Source organism: Marichromatium sp. AB32, from assembly GCF_003718675.1.
Classification (GTDB): Bacteria; Pseudomonadota; Gammaproteobacteria; order Chromatiales; family Chromatiaceae; genus Marichromatium; species Marichromatium gracile.
The window spans coordinates 24,326-41,514 of record NZ_RHFJ01000002.1 but is presented as its reverse complement, the minus strand read 5'-3'; the positions used below and the strand labels follow the sequence as shown (position 1 = coordinate 41,514).

Genomic DNA, 17,189 nt, shown 5'->3' with positions numbered 1-17,189 from the left:
TGGCATCACACCTCGGCTTGCGTCAGCATTGCTGCTCGGGATCGCGTCCACCGAAGACAGGGCGCGACTCGGACCCGAGCGCGGACAGTCACGGAGTCTTTCAGCATGAGCGATCGAGACGACATGCAAGGGCTGGACATGGATCTGGCCAGCGGTATCGCCGCCTTCGAGGCGCGCCAGTTCACCAGCGCCACCAGCCTGCTCGCCCCGCTGGCCGAGGGCGGCAACCCCGAGGCCCAGTACCGGATGGCGATCATGGCGCAGAACGGGCTCGGCATGGCCGCCAACAGCGCGCTCGCCTATCGTTATATGCACGCCGCCGCCGAGGCCGGCCTGGGGCTGGCGCAGCACGGGCTGGGCTTCATGTACATGCAGGGCGAGTGCGCCGAGCAGGATCACGCCGAGGCGGCGCGCTGGTTCCGCAAGGCTGCCGACCAGGGCCTGATCGGCTCGATGACCACCCTGGCGATGCTCCACGAGGAGGGGCTCGGCGTCGACAAGGACCCGGAGGAGGCCAAGCGGCTCTATCGGCTGGCGGGCTTCGAGGAAGGCGGCTAACAGGGACTGGCGCGCACGCGCATTGCGCCTTATAATTGTTCGCTGCGTTGCCGGGGTGGCGAAATTGGTAGACGCATCAGACTCAAAATCTGACGGTGGCAACACCGTGCCGGTTCGAGTCCGGCTCCCGGTACCAGACCGATTCCGAAAAAGGCCAGACGCCCGTCTGGCCTTTTTTGCGTGAGCGCCCGCGTCGGCGCCTCATCCGTGGACAGCGCGCGAGGGACCCCGTGAGCACCACCGCCACCATCGTCACCGTCCTGCTCTATCTCCTCCACCTGTCGCTGCAGATCACGGTGCTGGTCCGGGTGCTGCTGCGCCCACACCGTCAGCCGGCCTCGCGCGTGGCCTGGGTGGTGGTGGTGCTGGTCTTCCCGGTGGTCGGCATGCTCGCCTATCTGTTCTTCGGCGAGGTCGGTATCGGCCGCAGCCGTGTCGCACGGCTGCGCGCGGTGCTCGCGCGCCTGCCCGCCCCGCCCCCCGGACATCCGCCCGACGTACCGGAGCGCTACGCGCACCTCTTCCGACTCGGCGAGTCGATCTGCGACTATCGCGCCGTCGGCGGCAATCGTGGCCAGCTGATGGCCGACTCCGACGCCACCATCGACGCCCTGGTCGCCGACATCGACGCCGCGCGCGATCACGTCCACGTGCTCTTCTATATCTGGCTGGCCGACCGCAACGGCTGCCGGGTCGCCAGCGCGCTCTCGCGCGCCGCCGCGCGCGGCGTCACCTGTCGGGCGATGGCCGATGACCTCGGCGCGCGCGCGCTGATCCGCTCGCCGCACTGGCGCGCGATGCGCGAGGCCGGGGTGCGGCTGGCCACGGCGCTGCCCATCGGCAACCCGCTGATGCGCCCGATCAAGGGCCGCATCGACCTGCGCAACCACCGCAAGATCGTCGTCATCGACGACCGCATCACCTACTGCGGCAGCCAGAACTGCGCCGACCCCGAGTTCCGCGTCAAGCCGCGCTACGCCCCCTGGGTCGATGCGGTGATCCGCTTCGAGGGACCGATCGCGCGCTACAACCAGCACCTCTTCGCCAGCGACTGGATGAGCCATGTCGACGACCCGCTCGACGAGCTGCTCGCCCGACCGCTGCCGCAGGCCCATCCCGACGGCTTCGCCGCGCAGGTGATCGGTACCGGACCGACGGTGCGCTACTCGGCGATGCCCGAGGTGTTCGAGACGCTGATGCACACCGCGCGCCGCGAGCTGGTCATCACCACCCCCTACTATGTCCCCGACGAGTCGATGCAGGATGCGCTCTGCGCCGCCGCCTACCGCGGCGTGGCCACCACCCTGATCCTGCCGGCGCGCAACGACTCGCTGATCGTCGGCGCAGCCAGCCGCAGCTATTACGCCGGACTGCTCGAGGCCGGGGTGCGGATCTTCGAGTTCGAGCCGGGGCTGCTGCACACCAAGTCGCTGACCCTCGACGGCGCGGTGGCGCTGATCGGCTCGGCCAACCTCGACCGCCGCAGCTTCGAGCTCAACTACGAGAACAACATCCTCTTCCACGACCCCACGCTCACCGCCGCGTTGCGCGCGCGCCAGCAGGACTATCTCGCCCAGTCGCGCGAGATCACCCGCGCGGCGGTCGCCGCCTGGTCGCTGCCGCGCCACCTGGTCAACAACGCCGTGGCGATGTTCGGCCCGGTGCTCTGAGGGCCGGCTCAGCGCCCGGTGTCGAGCTCGAACATCGGTCGGCTGGCCGGACCGGGCTCGTGGAGGCGGGGGCTGAGCGAGGGCAGGTCGAGCGTCGGCTTGACCTTGAGCGAGAGCAGCGAGGGGTCGAGATAACGCTTCATCAGCCGTCGCGCGCCCCCGGCGTGACGCATCCCGCGCAGCGCGCGCACCTGACGCAGCGCCGCCTGGGTCGGCGCCCGACCGCCGTTGCGGACGTACTGCAACAACACCGCCTCGGTATAGTTGAGGGTCTCGAGATAGGTCACCCGGCTGTTGGTGCGATCGACCACGCCCTCGCCGGCGTTGTAGGCCATCACCGCGCGCCCGTAATCGTTGTCGTACTTGTTGAGCAGGCGCTTGAGATGGCGGGTGCCGACACGCAGGTTGGTGCGCGCGTCGAACAGCGACTCGACCGAGCCGACGCCGTAGTCGGCGGCGGTCTCCGGCATCAGCTGCATCAACCCGACGGCGCCGGCGTGGGAGACGGCATGGGCGTTGAAGTTCGACTCGGCGGCGATCACCGCCAGCACCAGCGCCTCCTCGACCCCGCGGGCCTTGGCGATCTCGGGGACCATCGCCTCGACCTCGGCGCGGCTCGGACGCGGCACGTCCGGCGCCACCGGCAGCAGACGCTGGCCATCGGAGAGCGAACACCAACCGGCAGACGGCAGGATCAGCAACAGCACCAACAGCAACGGCATGGGTGGAACTCCCCCGAGCGGATGATCTCGGCCAAATGCATGCGGCTAGGTTAACAGAGCCCGGACACGCGGGCAGCGTCACCCATCCGGTTACAATGACCGCCTTTTGCGCCCCGACCCGACACGCCCGATGAAGCTCAGCACCCGTCGCGACCTCTTCGAGCGGCTGCGCGCCGCCAACCCCCACCCCACCACCGAGCTGATCTACGCCAGCCCCTTCGAGCTGCTGATCGCGGTGCTGCTCTCCGCCCAGGCCACCGACAAGAGCGTCAACCGCGCCACCGCCGGGCTCTTCGCCGCGGCCAACACCCCGGCGGCGATGCTCGCCCTCGGCGAACAGGGCGTGCGCGAGCACATCCGCAGCATCGGACTGTTCAACACCAAGGCGCGCAACATCATCGCCACCTGCCAACGGCTGATCGAGCACCACGCCGGCGAGGTGCCGCGCACCCGCGCCGCCCTCGAGGCCCTGCCCGGGGTCGGGCGCAAGACCGCCAACGTCGTCCTCAACACCGCCTTCGGCGAGCCGACCATGGCCGTCGACACCCACATCTTCCGCGTCGCCAACCGCACCGGCCTCGCCCCCGGGCGCACCCCGCTCGCCGTCGAGCGCGGCCTGCTCGAACAGGTGCCAGAGCCCTACCTGCACGACGCCCACCACTGGCTGATCCTCCACGGCCGCTACACCTGCACCGCCCGCGCCCCCCGCTGCCCCACCTGCCCCATCGCCGACCTCTGCGAGTATCCGGAGAAATCGGGAGGGGTGAACCACGAAGGCGCGAAGGACGCGAAGGGGGATTGAGCGGTCAGGCGACAGCGACCAGCCGCCAGCGATCAGCCTCCAGCCACCAGTGGGCGCGATCATCCGACGGCAGCGCGGACCCGCACCGGACCCGCACCGTCCACGACCGCACGCCGTCATCACGCATCAGTCTCTTTGCGCACTTCGCGGCTTTGCGGTTGAAAAGACGTAGGCTGGGCAAAGCGCAGCGTGCCCAGGAGCCGCCAGTCGTCAGCAACCAGCCACCAGTGGGCGCAACCACCCGACGGCGGTGCGGACCCGCGCCGTCCGTGGTCGCACTCCGTCATCGCACCTCATCCCCTTTGCGCACTTCGCGGCTTTGCGGTTGAAAAGACGTAGGCTGGGCAAAGCGCAGCGTGACCAGGAGCCGCCAGCCGTCAGCGACCAGCCACCAGTGGGCGCAACCACCCGACGGCGGTGCGGACCCGCGCCGTCCGTGGTCGCACTCCGTCATCGCACCTCATCCCCTTTGCGCGCTTCGCGGCTTTGCGGTTGAAAAGACGTAGGCTGGGCAAAGCGCAGCGTGACCAGGAGCCGCCAGTCGTCAGCAACCAGCCACCAGTGGGCGCAACCACCCGACGGCGGTGCGGACCCGCGCCGTCCGTGGCCGCACACCGTCATCACACCTCACCCCCTTTGCGCGCTTCGCGCCTTTGCGGTTCAATCCTGGCGGCTGGCGGCTGGCGGCTGGCGGCTGGCGGCTGGCGGCTGGCGGCTGGCGGCTGGTACAGCGCTGGGCACGCTGCGCTTTGCCCAGCCTACAAACGGCGCCTTGCCCGGCCGCGCTTCCCTTGTCCCCCAGTCCTATGTGAAATTATTGGGTTCGACCATAAGAGCCAGGACAGATCCCGCCATGTTCTCCAACGATCGACAGAGCTATCGCAGTGCCTTCGTGACCGCCTGGCGCAAGGCCGCCGAGGAGCAGCCGCTCGACCCCACCGAGGCGCAGATCGTCACCGTCGCGCGCAACCACCCCGAGTACCATGCCCTGCTCGAGGCCGGCGACGACGCGCTCGATCGCGACTTCCTCCCCGAACACGGGGAGACCAACCCCTTCCTCCACATGGGGCTGCACATGGCGGTGCTCGATCAGTTGAGCACCGACCAGCCGCGCGGCATCCGCACGCGCTACCAGACACTGGTCGCCAGGCTCGGCGACACCCACGCCGCCGAGCATCGCATCATGGAGTGTCTGGCGCAGACGATGTGGCGGTTGCAGCGCGAACCCGGCGCCACCTTCGACGAGACGGTCTATCTCGACTGCATCGGCAGGTCGCCCAAGCCCGGCAAGTCGCGGAAATCCCGCAAGTCCCGTAAGTCCCGCTGAGTCTTCGCGCGGAGACGCGCCACCCACCCTCGATTTCCTCGAAATCCATGCGTTGAATTCGCGTTCGACGCAGCCACTCTCTTAATCCCGACCTTGAAGGTCGGATATAACGGTCGTTCCCGACCACCCGCAGACGCGACGCTTCACCCACGATCGAGGATCGAGACCATGTCCGACATCAAGACCAAGACCACCCTGACCACCGCCACCGGCCTGCTCGGCGCCGCCCTGGTCGGCAACCTCGCCGCCATCGCCCCGGCCAGCGCCGAACAGAACCCCTTCGCCGCCACGGTGATGGAGAGCGGCTACATGCAGCTCGCCTCGGCCGACAGCGAGGGCAAGTGCGGTGGCGCCGGTGGCGACAAGGATGGCGAGGGCAAGTGCGGCAGCAGCGACGACGGCAAGGACATGGAGGGCAAGTGCGGTGAGGGCAAGTGCGGCGGCGCGAGCTAGCCGATGATCACCGGACCCGCGAGCCTCCACGGCGCCGGTCTGGGGCTGCGGCGCGCCTTCGTGCGCGCCCTGCTCGACACGTCCCCGGCGGCGGTCGACTTCTACGAGATCGCCCCCGAGAACTGGATCGGCATGGGCGGGGCCAACGCCCGACGGCTGCGCGCCCTGACCGAGCGCCACCCCTTCGTCTGTCACGGGCTGTCGCTCTCGCTCGGCGGCCCGGCGCCGCTCGACCTGGAGCTGGTGCGCGCGATCGGCGACTTCCTCGATGTCCACGACATCGCGGTCTATTCCGAGCACCTGAGCTACTGCAGCGACGACGGTCAGCTCTATGACCTGCTGCCGATCCCCTTCACCGAGGCGGCCATCGATCATGTCGTCGCCCGTATCGGTCAGGTGCAGGATCTCCTCGGGCGGCGCATCGCCGTCGAGAACGTCTCCTACTATGCCGCGCCCGGCCAGGAGATGACCGAGCTCGACTTCATCGACGCGGTGCTCGAACGCGCCGACTGCGAGCTGCTGCTCGACGTCAACAACCTCCACGTCAATGCCGTCAATCACGGCTACGACGCCCTCGACTTCCTCCGCGCCCTGCCCGGCGAGCGCATCCGCTACGGCCACGTCGCCGGACACCGGGTGGTCTCGCCGGAGCTGTGCATCGACACCCACGGCAGCGCGGTGATCGACCCGGTGTGGTCGCTGCTGGCGGCGGCCTATGAGCATTTCGGCGTCTTCCCCACCCTGCTCGAACGCGATTTCGACATCCCGCCGCTGGCACAACTCGTCGAAGAGGTCGAGCAGATCGCCACGATCCAGCGTCGCGCCCAACCGGAGCAACGCGCCCATGGCTGAGTTCGCGGTCCAGCAACAGGCCTTCTGCGCCCATCTGCGCGACCCCGCGCGGGCGGACGCGCCGGCCGACGTCGCCCCCGAGCGGATGCGCGTCTATCGCGAGCTGATCTTCAACAACCTCGACGCACTGCTCGCCGGCAGCTTCCCGGTGCTCCATCGCATCCTCGACCCGGCGCGCTGGCGCGCGCTGGTGCGCGACTTCCTCGTCGGGCATCGTGCGCGCACGCCCCTGTTCCACCGTCTCCCCGGCGAGTTCGTCGACTTCCTCGGCCAGCGCCCGGCCAACGCCGACGACCCGCCCTTCCTGCTCGAACTGGCACACTACGAGTGGATCGAGATCGCGCTGCACAACAGCGAGGCCGAGCCCGACCTCGAGGGCATCGACCCCAACGGCGACCTGCTCGCCGCCACCCCGGTGCGCAGCCCGCTGGCCTGGCCGTTGAGCTACCGCTTTCCCGTCCATCGCATCGCCCCGGATCACCTGCCCGAGACGCCATCCGCCGAACCGGTACAGCTGGTGGTGCTGCGCGACCGCACCCAGCAGGTGCGCTTCATCGAGATCAACGCCGTCACCCAGCGCCTGCTGCAACGTATCGAGACCAGCCCGACGCCCAGCGGGCGCGAGGCGCTGCTGGGCATCGCCGCGGAGCTGCACCACCCCGAGCCCGAGCGGGTGGTCGCATTCGGCGCCGAGACCCTTGCGCGTCTCCGCGCCGAGGGCGTGCTCCTCGGCACCCGCCCCACGCCCGTCGCGCACCCCGCCTGAGCGCCGGTGAGCGGCCCCTTCCCGCCTCGCCGCCCCATCCATGACCAAGCTGTTACACTCAGTCCGGACGGGACGGCGTGTCTGGCAGGCAGCGCCCGGCGCGATTCGGCAGCCAACGCATTCGCGCACGCCCCCGTCATCACCCATGGCCGATGCCGGGCAACAACCTGGAGGAAGGTGACACCATGCCAACTTGGGTTCTGGTCGCTGATACGAGCCGTGCTCGAATCTTCCACGCCGAGAAGGCCGCAAGCCCGATCGAAGAGGTTCAGACCCTGGCCTTTCCCGAGGCCCGATTACGCCAGGGGGATCTGAACACCGACCGCGGCGGTCGCGGACACGACCCCAGCACCGGAGGACATGGCATCAACGGCGAAGGTGGAGTCAAGCAGGAACACGCCGAGCGCTTCGCCAACCTCATCTGCAACGCACTGGAGACGGCGCGACTCGAAGGCGCCTTCAAGAAGCTCTACGTGATCGCCGCACCCAGCTTCCTCGGCGTGCTGCGCAAGCAACTGTCGACATCGCTGCGCCAGTTGGTCGCCGGCGAGGTCGACAAGAACCTCACCACCCAAAGCCCCACCAACATCCGCAAGAACCTGCCCGATTTCCTCTGAACACGGGCTCCCGTCGCTAACCGATAGGGACACTCGAGCAGGGCGCACAGGGAGGTGCGCCGCGCCCTCAGGCGCCCGGCTGTGCTACCCTGTAGCACCCTGCAAGACGACACAGCCGGAGCCTGCATATGACCACGCGCGAGTTCGACACCATCGTCATCGGGGCCGGACCCGGCGGCGAGGGCGCGGCCATGAAGCTGGCCAAGACCGGTCAGCGCATCGCCGTGGTCGAGGCGCACAACCGTGTCGGCGGTGGCTGCACCCACTGGGGCACCATCCCCAGCAAGGCGCTGCGCCACTCCATCCAGATGCTCGCCGACTATCGCCGTAACCCGCTGTTCCAGCACACCCAACACCAGATCGAGGTCGAGTTCCCCGACCTGCTGCGCGCCGCCGACAGCGCCATCGACGACCAGGTGCGCACCCGTTTCCGCTACTATCAGCGCAACCGCGTCGAGGTGGTGTTCGGCCGCGCGGTGTTCCTCGAGCCCGACCTGATCGAGGTCCGCCGCGCCCGTGGACCGAGCGAACGACTGCGCGCCAAGCACTTCGTCATCGCCACCGGCTCGCGCCCCTATCATCCGCCCGACCTCGACTTCTCCCACCCCCGGGTGCTCGACAGCGACTCGGTGCTCGGGCTGCAGCAGACACCGCGCTCGCTGACGATCTACGGGGCCGGTGTCATCGGCTGTGAGTACGCCTCGATCATGGGCGCGCTCGACGTCAAGGTGAACCTGGTCAACACCCGCGACCGTCTGCTCTCCTTCCTCGACGACGAGATCACCGACGCGCTGAGCTATCACCTGCGCCAGCAGGGCGTGGTGATCCGTCACGACGAGGTCTACGAGCGCGTCGAGCCGGAGGCCGACGGTGTGGTGCTGCACTGCCGCTCGGGCAAGAAGTTCAAGACCGACTATCTGCTGTGGGCCAACGGGCGCACCGGCAACACCCAGGACATGGGGCTCGAGGAGATCGGCCTGGCGCCCAACAGCCGCGGCCAGCTCGAGGTCAACGCCAGTTACCAGACCGCGCTGGAGCATATCTATGCCGTCGGCGACGTCGCCGGACCGCCGGCACTGGCCAGCGCCAGCTACGACCAGGGTCGCTTCGTCGGCGCCCACATCGCCGATGGCGAGTGCGGCTGGTCGCTGATCGACGAGTTCCCCACCGGCATCTACACCGTCCCCGAGATCAGCTCGGTGGGTCGCACCGAGCGTGAGCTGACCGCCGCGCAGATCCCCTACGAGGTCGCCCAGGCCGACTTCAAGAGCATCGCCCGCGCCCAGATCACCGGGCACACCGTGGGCATGCTCAAGCTGCTGTTCCATCGCGAGACGCTGGAGATCCTCGGCATCCACTGTTTCGGCGAGCAGGCCGCCGAGATCGTCCATATCGGACAGGCGATCATGTCGCAGCAGGGCTCGGCCAACAACATCCGCTACTTCACCGAGACCACCTTCAACTACCCGACCATGGCCGAGGCCTATCGCGTCGCCGCGCTCAACGGACTCAATCGGCTGTTCTGAGCGCGGGCCGAGGAGGCCGCGACGGGCCGCCACAAGGGGGTGTGTCACGGATGTCGGGGATGCTTGATAGTTTAGCAAACGCTTATATAATCAACACCTGATCCGGAACTCGCCGCCCCGTCCGCCGGGCGCGGTGCGCAGACGGCAAGAGACGACCGAGGGCGCGGATCGCCACGCGCCCCGCGAGCGCAGGCGTCAAGCCGCTGACCCGGATCCGGCGCGACGCACGCACAAGAAGATCGACACGACAGGGATGTCCGAGCCAGTCCCGAGGATGCGCGCCGAGCAGCGTGCCCACGACGATTGCGCTTGCCGAGCCTGTGGTGTCCGGGGGACACCCCGCGCCGGCCACTGGCCGAGGGCACGGCCTCCCCGCGATCGACTCGACTCAATCTTCGCAACCAAAGGTGTGTTCAATGTCCAGACTCGTCACAGCAGCCTCCATCCTCGTCCTCGGGGCCACCGCCACCGCCGCCAACGCCTGGTACGGCGCGCCCTACTACCCGGCGCCCATGACCCCGCAACAGCAGCAGGCGCTGGCCGAGCAGCAGCAGGCCTTCGCCGAGCGCCAGGCCCGGGCGATCGAGCAGGCGATGGAGGCACAGCGCCGCTTCATGGAGCAACAGGCGGGCGCCTTCGCCATGCCGCAGCAGCCCCCGGGCTTCGCTGACATGCCCGAGCCGCCGGCGATGCCCGCCTTCGGCGAATACCCGGAGATGCCCGAAATGCCCGGTATGCCGGAGATGCCGGGCATGCCCGAGATCCCCGGCATGGCCGACCTGCCCGAGCCGCCGGCCTTCGATCAGTACCCGAGCCCGCCGGCCTACGGCCAGCGCCCCGAGATGCCCGCGCGCGACGCCGACATCGAGGCCCGTCGTCAGGCGATCGAGACCTACCGCACCAAGGTGCGCGAGGCGATGGAGGCGCGCCGTGCCGCGATCCAGGCGATGATGCCCGCCTATCCTCAGCGTGCGCCGATGTACCCCGCCGCACCCGCGGCAGGCGCACAGGCGCCGCAGGACGCCCAGCCCGCGGACTGACCGGCACTCCCGCCGTCCCTGGTCGCGTCCCGACGCGGCCGGGGGTCAGCTCGACCTTCCCTCCTCCCGACCCTGGGCGAAATAGCGCGCCAGGAAGTCGTCGAAACTCTCCTCCTCTCCCGCTTCGAGCGCCCGCTGCTGCTGGTGCGAGTCGTGCGCCAAACGCTCGAACAGCGCCTGATGCGCGGCGCTCGGCCGCCGCTGCTGAAAATACGCGCGATGCGCGTTCGACATCCGCTGAGCGAAGGCGAAGAAGCCCTCGCCGTGGGCGCGCATCTCGGCGAGCACCCGCGCCGAGGGCGTGGCATCGGCATCGGCCACCTTGTCGCGCTGCGCGCGCAGGCTCGCCGCGCGCGGTCCGTCCTCGCCGCCGTCGAGCAGGAGCGCGAGCGCGGCGAAGCGATCGAGCAGCTCCTCGGCCCAGTCACGCAGTCGCGTCTCGCGCCCGGCGCGCACCAGGGTCAGTCCCGGCTCGCGTCCGCGGTGCGCGGTGAGCACCAGGTTGGTGTCGATCGCGCGGCGCTCGGCGGCATCGATCAGCGGGCTCTCGGCGAGCACGCAGTGGAGCATCAGCAGCTCCATGAAGTGGAGCTGGGCGAGGCTCGTCCCGGTCGGCTCGAACACATCGATGTCGGGCGAACGCAGCTCGACATAGCGGATACCGCGACGGGCGAGCGCCAGGGTCGGGCGCTCCATCCACTCGGTGAGCTGCTTGGGGCGTACCGTGCTGTAGTACTCGTTCTCGATCTGCAGCACGTTGGCGTTGAGCTGCTCGTAGCGATCACCGACCTTGACGCCGATGCGCTGATACTCGGGACAGGGGGTCTCGATCGCCCAGGTGAGGGTGCGTACATACTCGGCGAGGCTGTCGTAGCTCGCCTTGATGCCGGTGCCCTCCTCCTGCTGGTTCTGATAGCCGATATCGCCCATGCGCAGCGAGGTGGCATGCGGATAGTAGAGGGTGGTGTCGTCGAAGTACTCGAGGTCGGTCTCCTGACCCTGCACGAAGCTCGCGCAGATCGCCGGCGAGGCGCCGAACAGATAGGGCACCAGCCAGCCGATGCGCTGCAGGTTGCGCAGCATCCCCATCTGCATGCGATCGCGAAAGGCGCGCGGGTCGCCGCGCTCGCCCTCGATCGCCTGGAGTCGGTCCCAGAACCCCTCGCCGAAGGAGAAGTTGTAGTGGATCCCGGCGATCACCTGCATGGTGCGCCCGTAGCGGTTGCCGAGCCCACGCCGATAGACGGTCTTCATCCGCGCGGCGTTGGAGCAGCCGTAGCGCGCCAGCGGGATGCGGCGGCCGCCCTCGAGCACGCAGGGCATGCTGGTCGCCCACAGCAGTTCGTCGTCGAGATGCTGGTGGACATGGGCGTGGAGGTCGGCGAGGAAGCCGAGCGCCTCCTCCGCGCTGGCCAGCGCCGGGGTGATCAGTTCGAGCAGCGCCTCGGAGAAGTCGGTGGTGATGTAGGGATGGGTGAGCGCGGCACCGAGCGCTGCCGGGTGCGGGGTGGCGGCGAGCTGGCCACCGGCGGAGACGCGCAACCCCTCCTTCTCCAGTCCGACGCGGTTGCCGGCGAACAGCGGGACGGTGGCGCCGGCGAGTCGCTCGACACGGCGCGCGTAGATCGATCGGGGGTCGTTCAAAGGGGGTGTCCTTGAGTCTTGCGAGGAATCGGCCGGACGCCGTCGGCGTCCGGCCAGGAGGTGCTGCGGCGTCAGTTGGTCATCGCCGCGCGCGGCTGGGCATGACGGCCGAGCAGGATGCCGTCGGCGAGGATGCGCGCGGCCTCCTCGACCTGGATGCGCGAGATCGCCTCGCGCTGGGCCTCGAGCGCCTCCTCATCGATCGGGTCCGCGTCCTCGTCGACCGGGGTGATGCCCTGGGCGCGCAGGAAACGGTCCTGATGCCCCTTGAAGGCCGACTCCAAGCGCTCGTCCTCGGCGCGCCGCTGCGCCTCGTTGAGCGAGACCTGGGTGCGCTCCTCCATCTCGCGCAACAGCTTGCCGCGCTCGGTGAGCATGCGGAAACCGAGATCGTCGGCGATGCGCCCCTGCGACTTGCGCACCAGGGTCTCGACCCCGCCGGCCATGTCGAGATGACGGTAGTCCGCAGGCGAGATCCGCGTCCACGGCAGCGGGTTGTCGAGCGCACGCTCGCCGTGGTCGATGACGGTATCGGCGGTGGGGAAGCGGATATCCGGCTCGACCCCGCGCAGCTGGGTGCTGCCGCCGCTGATGCGGAAGAACTCGGCCATGGTCAGGCGCAGTCGACCGAGATCGGCCTGCTCGCCGGGGACATAGCGGTTGAGATCGATCAGGGTCTGCACCGTGCCCTTGCCGAAGGTCGGCTCGCCGATCACCCAGCCGCGACCGTAGTCCTGGATGGCCGCGGCGAAGATCTCCGAGGCCGAGGCGCTGTCACGATCGACCAGCACCGCCAGGGGGCCGGTGTAGAGCACCCCGGACTCGGGATCGGACTCGACCTCGACGCGACCGAAGGCGTCCTTGACCTGCACCACCGGCCCGGTGTCGATGAACAGCCCGGTGAGCGCGGTGGCCTCGGCCAGCGAGCCGCCGCCGTTGGCGCGCAGATCGATCAGCAGGCCGCTGACGCCCTGCATCACCAGCTCGTCGATCAGCGCGCGCACATCACGGGTGGTGCTGCGGAAGTCGCGTCGGCCCTCGCCCTCGGCCTGGAAGTCGCGATAGAAGGCGGGGATCTCGATCACCCCGACGCGCACCCCCGGGGTGGCCGCGAGATCGTCGATGACATAGCTCTTGGCCGCCTGGTCCTCGAGCTTGATCTCGTTGCGCACCAGCGCGACCTCGCGCGCCCGCGCGCTCACCCCGGCGCCCTTGGAGAGCAGCTGCAACCGCACCACCGAGCCCTTGGGGCCGCGGATCTTCTCCACCACGTCCTCGAGACGCCAGCCGACGACATCCTCGAAGGCCCCGTCGAGCCCCTGGCCGACGCCGACGATCTGATCGCCGCTGTGCACCTGACCCGACTCGCGCGCCGGGCCGCCGGGGACCGTACTCTGCACCACGGTGTACTCGTTGTCGGCGCGCAGCACCGCACCGATGCCCTCGAGCGAGAGCTTCATGCTGATGTCGAAGTTCTCCGAGGTGCTCGGCGACATGTAGCTGGTGTGCGGCTCCAGCGCCAGGGTGTAGGCGTTCATGAAGGCCTGGAAGACGTCGTCGCGGTCGAACTGCTCGATGCGCCGCGCCAACCCCTCGTAGCGTTTGCGCAGCCGCTCGCGGATATCGGCGTCGTCGCGATCGGCCAGGCGCAGCACCAGGAAGTCGTTCTTCACCCGCTTGCGCCAGCGCTCGTCGAGCTCGGCGCCGTCCTCGGCCCAGGCGTCCTCGGGCGGCTCGAGGGCGTAGTGTTCGTCGCGAGTGAAGTCGAATTCGCCCTGCAGCAGCCGCAACGCGTAGTCGACGCGGTCGTCGACGCGCATGCGATAGAGCCGGAAGACGTCGAAGGCGGTGTCGAGTTCACCGCGGCGCAGTCGCTCATCGAGCCGACGGCCGCCGTCCTCGAAGCGACTCACGTCGCGGGCGAGGAAAAACGACTTGCTCGGATCGAGGGCGTCGAGATAGTTCGCCAGCACCGCCTGGGCGAAGGCCGGATCGAGCGAGAGCTTGCGATAGTGGTAACGCTCGAGCACCTTGTTGATGACCACCGCCGACTTGGTCTGCTCGGGGACCGGATAGAGGTCGGCGAGCGCCACCGGTCGCGGCGAGGCGACGGCCAGCCCCGCGGTCAGCAGCAAGGCGATGAGGAAGGGATACCGGAGGGGACGCGGTCTCATGAGCGGTACTCGTGTTCTGACCCCCGCCTGGCGGGGGCTGACGGTTGGCGGAGGGGTGGCGCGCCGCGCCGGGGAGGTGCGGCAGCGACGACGAGAGCCGCGCGGACAGCTCCCGACACCCCGTCCCATGGGGTCGAATTAAGGCCGATTATCGAGGGCTTCAACGCGCCGGCGCAACGTCGCCGCCGGCGCGCCCCCGTGATCGCCACCGACGCGCTCAGGCCGCCGGCTTGGATTTCTTCTTCTTGGCGTAGGTCTTGCGCTGGTACAGATCGGTGCGTCGGCTCACCACCCGGTCGACGAACAGCATGCCGTCGAGATGGTCGATCTCGTGCTGCACCGCGCGCGCCTCGTAGCCCTCCATCTCGTACTCGTGGACCGCGCCCTCGGGGTCCTGGGCACGCAGCCGGATCTGGGTGGCGCGGATCACGTTGCCGGTGTAGTCGGGTACCGACAGACAGCCCTCGCGGCCCATCTCGTAGCCTTCCCAGTGGACGATCTCGGGGTTGATCAGCACCAGGTTGCCGTGATTCGGGGTCTTGGGTCGCGACGAGCAGTCGACGATCACGATGCGTTCGAAGCGCCCCACCTGGGGCGCGGCGATGCCGACGGCGGCGGGGCCGTCCTGACGGGTCTCCTCGAGATCGGCGACGAAGTCGCGCAGCGCGGCGTCGAAGTGCTCGACCGGGGTCGAGACCTGCTTGAGCCGCGGGTCCGGGAGTTTCAGTATGTCGAGTATCGCCATCGTTCAGCCGATCATCAGGTCGATGGCGGCGACGTCGACCGAGACGCCGCGCGCATCCAGTCCGGCGAGCGCCTCGACCAGCCTCTCCACGGGCCGCTCGCTGTGACCCTGGATGTTCATGATGTAGAGCGGGCTGGCGCTGTCGCCGGCGACGTCCGACTCCAGCTCGAGGATGTGGAAGCCCTCGGCGGCCAACGCCTCGGTGACGTCGGCGACGATGCCGGTACGATCGGCCCCGCTCACCCGCACCTGGACGTTGGGCAGCAGGTGCTGGTGCAGCTCGCCGTTGACGGTATCGATGTGCAGGCGCAGCCCGAGCTCATCGGCCACCGGCGCGAGCGCCGCGCGCAGCGCCGACTCGGGCTGCTCGGTGGCGACCATCATCATGATGGTGAAGTTGCCGCCGAGACGCAGCATCGAGGCCTCGCCGAGGTTGCAACCGACACCACAGAGCGCGCGGGTGACGCGCGAGACGATCCCGGGGCGGTCGGCACCGACCAGGGTCAGCATCATCCAATCAGACATGTTCAGGGTCTCCAGTGGACGCGGCGGCGGTCGGATCGAGCCAGATCAGGCTCGCCTGCCGACCGGTGACACCGTCGCGCCGGTAAGAAAAGAATCGTTGGGGATCGATATGGGTGCACAGATCGCCGCCGTAAACCGCCGTGACTCCGGCGCCCACCAATCGTTGACGGGCAAGCACGAACAGGTCGGCCAACCAGCGGTCGTCGCGTCCCCGGCGGAAGGCGTCGGCGGCGGCCGGATCGAGGTCGACGAAGCGCTCGCGTACCTCGGGGCCGACCTCGAAGGCGTCCGGGCCGATCGCCGGTCCCAGCCAGGCGAGCAGCCGCGAGGGCGCAATCGCCAGCGCCGCGACCGCACGCTCGATCACCCCGTCGGCCAGACCGCGCCAACCGGCATGCACCGCCGCCACCCGGGTGCCCTCACGATCGCACAGCAGCAACGGCAGACAGTCGGCGGTGAGCACCGCGCAGACCCGTCCCGGGCGCAGGCTCACCGCCGCATCGGCCCGGCAGCCGGGCGCGGCGGTGTCGTCGGCGACGACACAGCCGTGGACCTGTTCGAGCCACAGCGGCTCCTCGGGCAACCCGGCCTGGTCGCGCAACAGGGCGCGGTTGCGCGCCACCCGCGCCGGATCGTCACCGACATGGGTGGCGAGATTGAGCCCGGCGTAGGGGGCTTCGCTGAGGCCACCGGCGCGGGTGGTCGAGAACGCACGCACCCGCGCCGGGGCGGGCCAGTCAGGTCGGATCGGCGTCATCCTCGCTCTCCTCGCGCAGCTGCGCGAGCAGCGCCTCCAGATCAGCGGCCATCGCCACCTCCCAGTGCAGCTCGCGCCCGTCCTCGGGGTGGCGCAACCCGAGCCGGATGGCGTGCAACGCCTGACGCGGAAAGCGCTGCAGCGCCTCGCGCAGCGCCACGCTGCAGCCGCGCGGCGGGCGCGGGCGACCGCCATAGAGACGGTCGCCGACCAGGGGATAACGCAGGTGCGACATGTGCACGCGGATCTGGTGGGTGCGCCCGGTCTCGAGCTCGACGGCGAGCAGGGTGTGGCCGGGGAAGCGTTCGAGCACCCGGTAGTGGCTCACCGCCGGACGCCCGCCGGCGACCACCGCCATGCGCGTGCGCTGGGTGGGGTGGCGCCCCACCGGGGCCTCGACCCGAGCCCCGGCGACACACTCGCCGATCACCAGGGCGCGATACTCGCGATGGACCTCGCGCAGCCGCAGCTGCTCGACCAGCGAGCGATGGGCGGCGAGCGTCTTGGCCACCACCAACAGCCCCGAGGTGTCCTTGTCGAGACGGTGGACGATCCCGGCGCGCGGCAGCGCCGCCAGCCCCGGATCGTGGTGCAGCAGCGCGTTCTGCAGGGTGCCGTCGGGGTTGCCGGCGGCGGGGTGGACGACCAGCCCGGCGGGCTTGTTGACCACCAGCAAGGCGTCGTCCTCGTGGACGATGTCGAGCGCGATCGGCTGCGCCACACAGCGCTCGTCGAGCGCCAGGGTGGCGACGAGCCGGATGCGCTCGCCGCCCCAGACCTTGTCGCGCGGACGCCGACGCTGGTCGTCGACCACAAGCTCGCCGGACTCGATCCATTGCTGCAGGCGGCTGCGCGAGAACTCCGGCAGCAGCTCGGCGAGCACCTGGTCGAGGCGGCGTCCGGCGTGGCCGGGCCCGAGCACCAGATCACGCTCGATGCGTTGGTGTGCGACTCCGACGTTCACGCGCACACCGCCCGGCGCCGGGGACGGCAAAGGGGGGCGCTGGCGTG

General features: G+C 69.4%; 17 protein-coding genes and 1 tRNA gene. 11 read left to right on the top strand and 7 right to left on the bottom strand.

From position 1 onward, the window contains the following. Nucleotides 1-105: 105 nt before the first annotated feature. The 3 genes from EBL85_RS01290 to cls all read left to right on the top strand — a co-directional run bounded on the left by EBL85_RS01290 (nucleotide 106) and on the right by cls (nucleotide 2,228). The gene (locus tag EBL85_RS01290) at nucleotides 106-558 is read left to right on the top strand and encodes a tetratricopeptide repeat protein (protein ID WP_123140467.1); all 453 of its coding nucleotides are present in this window, start codon (nucleotides 106-108) and stop codon (nucleotides 556-558) included. 49 nt (nucleotides 559-607) lie between these two features. Beyond that, nucleotides 608-694, top strand: a tRNA-Leu gene (locus EBL85_RS01285). Nucleotides 695-788: 94 nt separating this feature from the next. Next, nucleotides 789-2,228, top strand: a complete 1,440-nt coding sequence (gene cls, locus EBL85_RS01280) for a cardiolipin synthase (RefSeq protein WP_123141946.1) — start codon at nucleotides 789-791, stop codon at nucleotides 2,226-2,228. Nucleotides 2,229-2,236: 8 nt separating this feature from the next. Here the strand turns inward: cls and EBL85_RS01275 are convergent, their stop codons facing one another. After that, complete coding sequence (locus EBL85_RS01275) at nucleotides 2,237-2,950, bottom strand: lytic transglycosylase domain-containing protein (protein ID WP_123140465.1); 714 nt, start codon at nucleotides 2,948-2,950, stop codon at nucleotides 2,237-2,239. 130 nt (nucleotides 2,951-3,080) lie between these two features. Between EBL85_RS01275 and nth the strand changes: the two genes are divergently transcribed. The 8 genes from nth (at nucleotide 3,081) to EBL85_RS01235 (ending at nucleotide 10,333) form a co-directional block, all read left to right on the top strand. Then, nucleotides 3,081-3,752 carry an endonuclease III gene (nth, locus tag EBL85_RS01270; RefSeq protein ID WP_123140464.1) on the top strand — a complete coding sequence of 224 codons (672 nt, stop codon included), beginning with the start codon at nucleotides 3,081-3,083 and terminating at the stop codon, nucleotides 3,750-3,752. Nucleotides 3,753-4,605: 853 nt separating this feature from the next. Further along, complete coding sequence (locus EBL85_RS01265) at nucleotides 4,606-5,079, top strand: DUF1841 family protein (RefSeq protein ID WP_123141945.1); 474 nt, start codon at nucleotides 4,606-4,608, stop codon at nucleotides 5,077-5,079. A gap of 168 nt (nucleotides 5,080-5,247) precedes the next feature. Beyond that, complete coding sequence (locus EBL85_RS01260) at nucleotides 5,248-5,532, top strand: low-complexity protein (protein ID WP_123140462.1); 285 nt, start codon at nucleotides 5,248-5,250, stop codon at nucleotides 5,530-5,532. A gap of 3 nt (nucleotides 5,533-5,535) precedes the next feature. Beyond that, entirely contained in the window at nucleotides 5,536-6,384 is an 849-nt protein-coding gene (locus EBL85_RS01255) for a DUF692 domain-containing protein (RefSeq protein ID WP_123141944.1), read from the top strand. Continuing rightward, nucleotides 6,377-7,150 carry a DUF2063 domain-containing protein gene (locus EBL85_RS01250; RefSeq protein ID WP_123141943.1) on the top strand — a complete coding sequence of 258 codons (774 nt, stop codon included), beginning with the start codon at nucleotides 6,377-6,379 and terminating at the stop codon, nucleotides 7,148-7,150. The genes EBL85_RS01255 and EBL85_RS01250 overlap by 8 nt, the downstream gene beginning before the upstream one ends. A 152-nt stretch (nucleotides 7,151-7,302) precedes the next feature. Further along, nucleotides 7,303-7,767 carry a host attachment protein gene (locus EBL85_RS01245; protein ID WP_123140459.1) on the top strand — a complete coding sequence of 155 codons (465 nt, stop codon included), beginning with the start codon at nucleotides 7,303-7,305 and terminating at the stop codon, nucleotides 7,765-7,767. Nucleotides 7,768-7,895: 128 nt separating this feature from the next. Then, nucleotides 7,896-9,293 (top strand): Si-specific NAD(P)(+) transhydrogenase, encoded by a 1,398-nt coding sequence (gene sthA / locus EBL85_RS01240; protein ID WP_062276403.1) that lies wholly within the window; start codon nucleotides 7,896-7,898, stop codon nucleotides 9,291-9,293. A gap of 416 nt (nucleotides 9,294-9,709) precedes the next feature. Further along, nucleotides 9,710-10,333, top strand: coding sequence for a hypothetical protein (locus EBL85_RS01235; RefSeq protein WP_123141942.1), 624 nt, complete (start codon nucleotides 9,710-9,712; stop codon nucleotides 10,331-10,333). A 45-nt stretch (nucleotides 10,334-10,378) separates the two neighbouring features. On the opposite strand, the gene gshA is transcribed toward EBL85_RS01235, so the two are convergent. From gshA to rluD, 6 genes are all read right to left on the bottom strand, one after another. Continuing rightward, nucleotides 10,379-11,977: a glutamate--cysteine ligase gene (gshA, locus tag EBL85_RS01230; protein ID WP_123141941.1), complete on the bottom strand. Its 1,599-nt coding sequence runs from the start codon at nucleotides 11,975-11,977 to the stop codon at nucleotides 10,379-10,381. 71 nt (nucleotides 11,978-12,048) lie between these two features. Next, complete coding sequence (locus tag EBL85_RS01225; RefSeq protein ID WP_123141940.1) at nucleotides 12,049-14,151, bottom strand: carboxy terminal-processing peptidase; 2,103 nt, start codon at nucleotides 14,149-14,151, stop codon at nucleotides 12,049-12,051. Nucleotides 14,152-14,368: 217 nt separating this feature from the next. Then, nucleotides 14,369-14,896, bottom strand: a complete 528-nt coding sequence (gene def / locus EBL85_RS01220; protein ID WP_062276412.1) for a peptide deformylase — start codon at nucleotides 14,894-14,896, stop codon at nucleotides 14,369-14,371. Nucleotides 14,897-14,899: 3 nt separating this feature from the next. Next, nucleotides 14,900-15,421 (bottom strand): glycine cleavage system protein R, encoded by a 522-nt coding sequence (locus EBL85_RS01215; RefSeq protein WP_123140454.1) that lies wholly within the window; start codon nucleotides 15,419-15,421, stop codon nucleotides 14,900-14,902. Beyond that, nucleotides 15,414-16,178 carry a peptidoglycan editing factor PgeF gene (gene pgeF, locus EBL85_RS01210; RefSeq protein ID WP_123141939.1) on the bottom strand — a complete coding sequence of 255 codons (765 nt, stop codon included), beginning with the start codon at nucleotides 16,176-16,178 and terminating at the stop codon, nucleotides 15,414-15,416. Before pgeF ends, EBL85_RS01215 begins: the two co-directional genes overlap by 8 nt. Next, nucleotides 16,159-17,142, bottom strand: a complete 984-nt coding sequence (rluD, locus tag EBL85_RS01205) for a 23S rRNA pseudouridine(1911/1915/1917) synthase RluD (RefSeq protein ID WP_123141997.1) — start codon at nucleotides 17,140-17,142, stop codon at nucleotides 16,159-16,161. The genes pgeF and rluD overlap by 20 nt, the downstream gene beginning before the upstream one ends. Nucleotides 17,143-17,189 lie beyond the last annotated feature (47 nt).

Excerpts from the sequence above, each read along its gene's own strand:
- EBL85_RS01290 (WP_123140467.1), top strand. The coding sequence starts at position 106 with ATGAGCGATCGAGACGACATGCAAGGGCTGGACATGGATCTGGCCAGC.
- EBL85_RS01275 (WP_123140465.1), bottom strand. The coding sequence starts at position 2,950 with ATGCCGTTGCTGTTGGTGCTGTTGCTGATCCTGCCGTCTGCCGGTTGG.
- nth (WP_123140464.1), top strand. The coding sequence starts at position 3,081 with ATGAAGCTCAGCACCCGTCGCGACCTCTTCGAGCGGCTGCGCGCCGCC.
- EBL85_RS01265 (WP_123141945.1), top strand. The coding sequence starts at position 4,606 with ATGTTCTCCAACGATCGACAGAGCTATCGCAGTGCCTTCGTGACCGCC.
- EBL85_RS01260 (WP_123140462.1), top strand. The coding sequence starts at position 5,248 with ATGTCCGACATCAAGACCAAGACCACCCTGACCACCGCCACCGGCCTG.
- EBL85_RS01255 (WP_123141944.1), top strand. The coding sequence starts at position 5,536 with ATGATCACCGGACCCGCGAGCCTCCACGGCGCCGGTCTGGGGCTGCGG.
- EBL85_RS01250 (WP_123141943.1), top strand. The coding sequence starts at position 6,377 with ATGGCTGAGTTCGCGGTCCAGCAACAGGCCTTCTGCGCCCATCTGCGC.
- EBL85_RS01245 (WP_123140459.1), top strand. The coding sequence starts at position 7,303 with ATGCCGGGCAACAACCTGGAGGAAGGTGACACCATGCCAACTTGGGTT.
- sthA (WP_062276403.1), top strand. The coding sequence starts at position 7,896 with ATGACCACGCGCGAGTTCGACACCATCGTCATCGGGGCCGGACCCGGC.
- EBL85_RS01235 (WP_123141942.1), top strand. The coding sequence starts at position 9,710 with ATGTCCAGACTCGTCACAGCAGCCTCCATCCTCGTCCTCGGGGCCACC.
- EBL85_RS01225 (WP_123141940.1), bottom strand. The coding sequence starts at position 14,151 with ATGAGACCGCGTCCCCTCCGGTATCCCTTCCTCATCGCCTTGCTGCTG.
- def (WP_062276412.1), bottom strand. The coding sequence starts at position 14,896 with ATGGCGATACTCGACATACTGAAACTCCCGGACCCGCGGCTCAAGCAG.
- EBL85_RS01215 (WP_123140454.1), bottom strand. The coding sequence starts at position 15,421 with ATGTCTGATTGGATGATGCTGACCCTGGTCGGTGCCGACCGCCCCGGG.
- pgeF (WP_123141939.1), bottom strand. The coding sequence starts at position 16,178 with ATGACGCCGATCCGACCTGACTGGCCCGCCCCGGCGCGGGTGCGTGCG.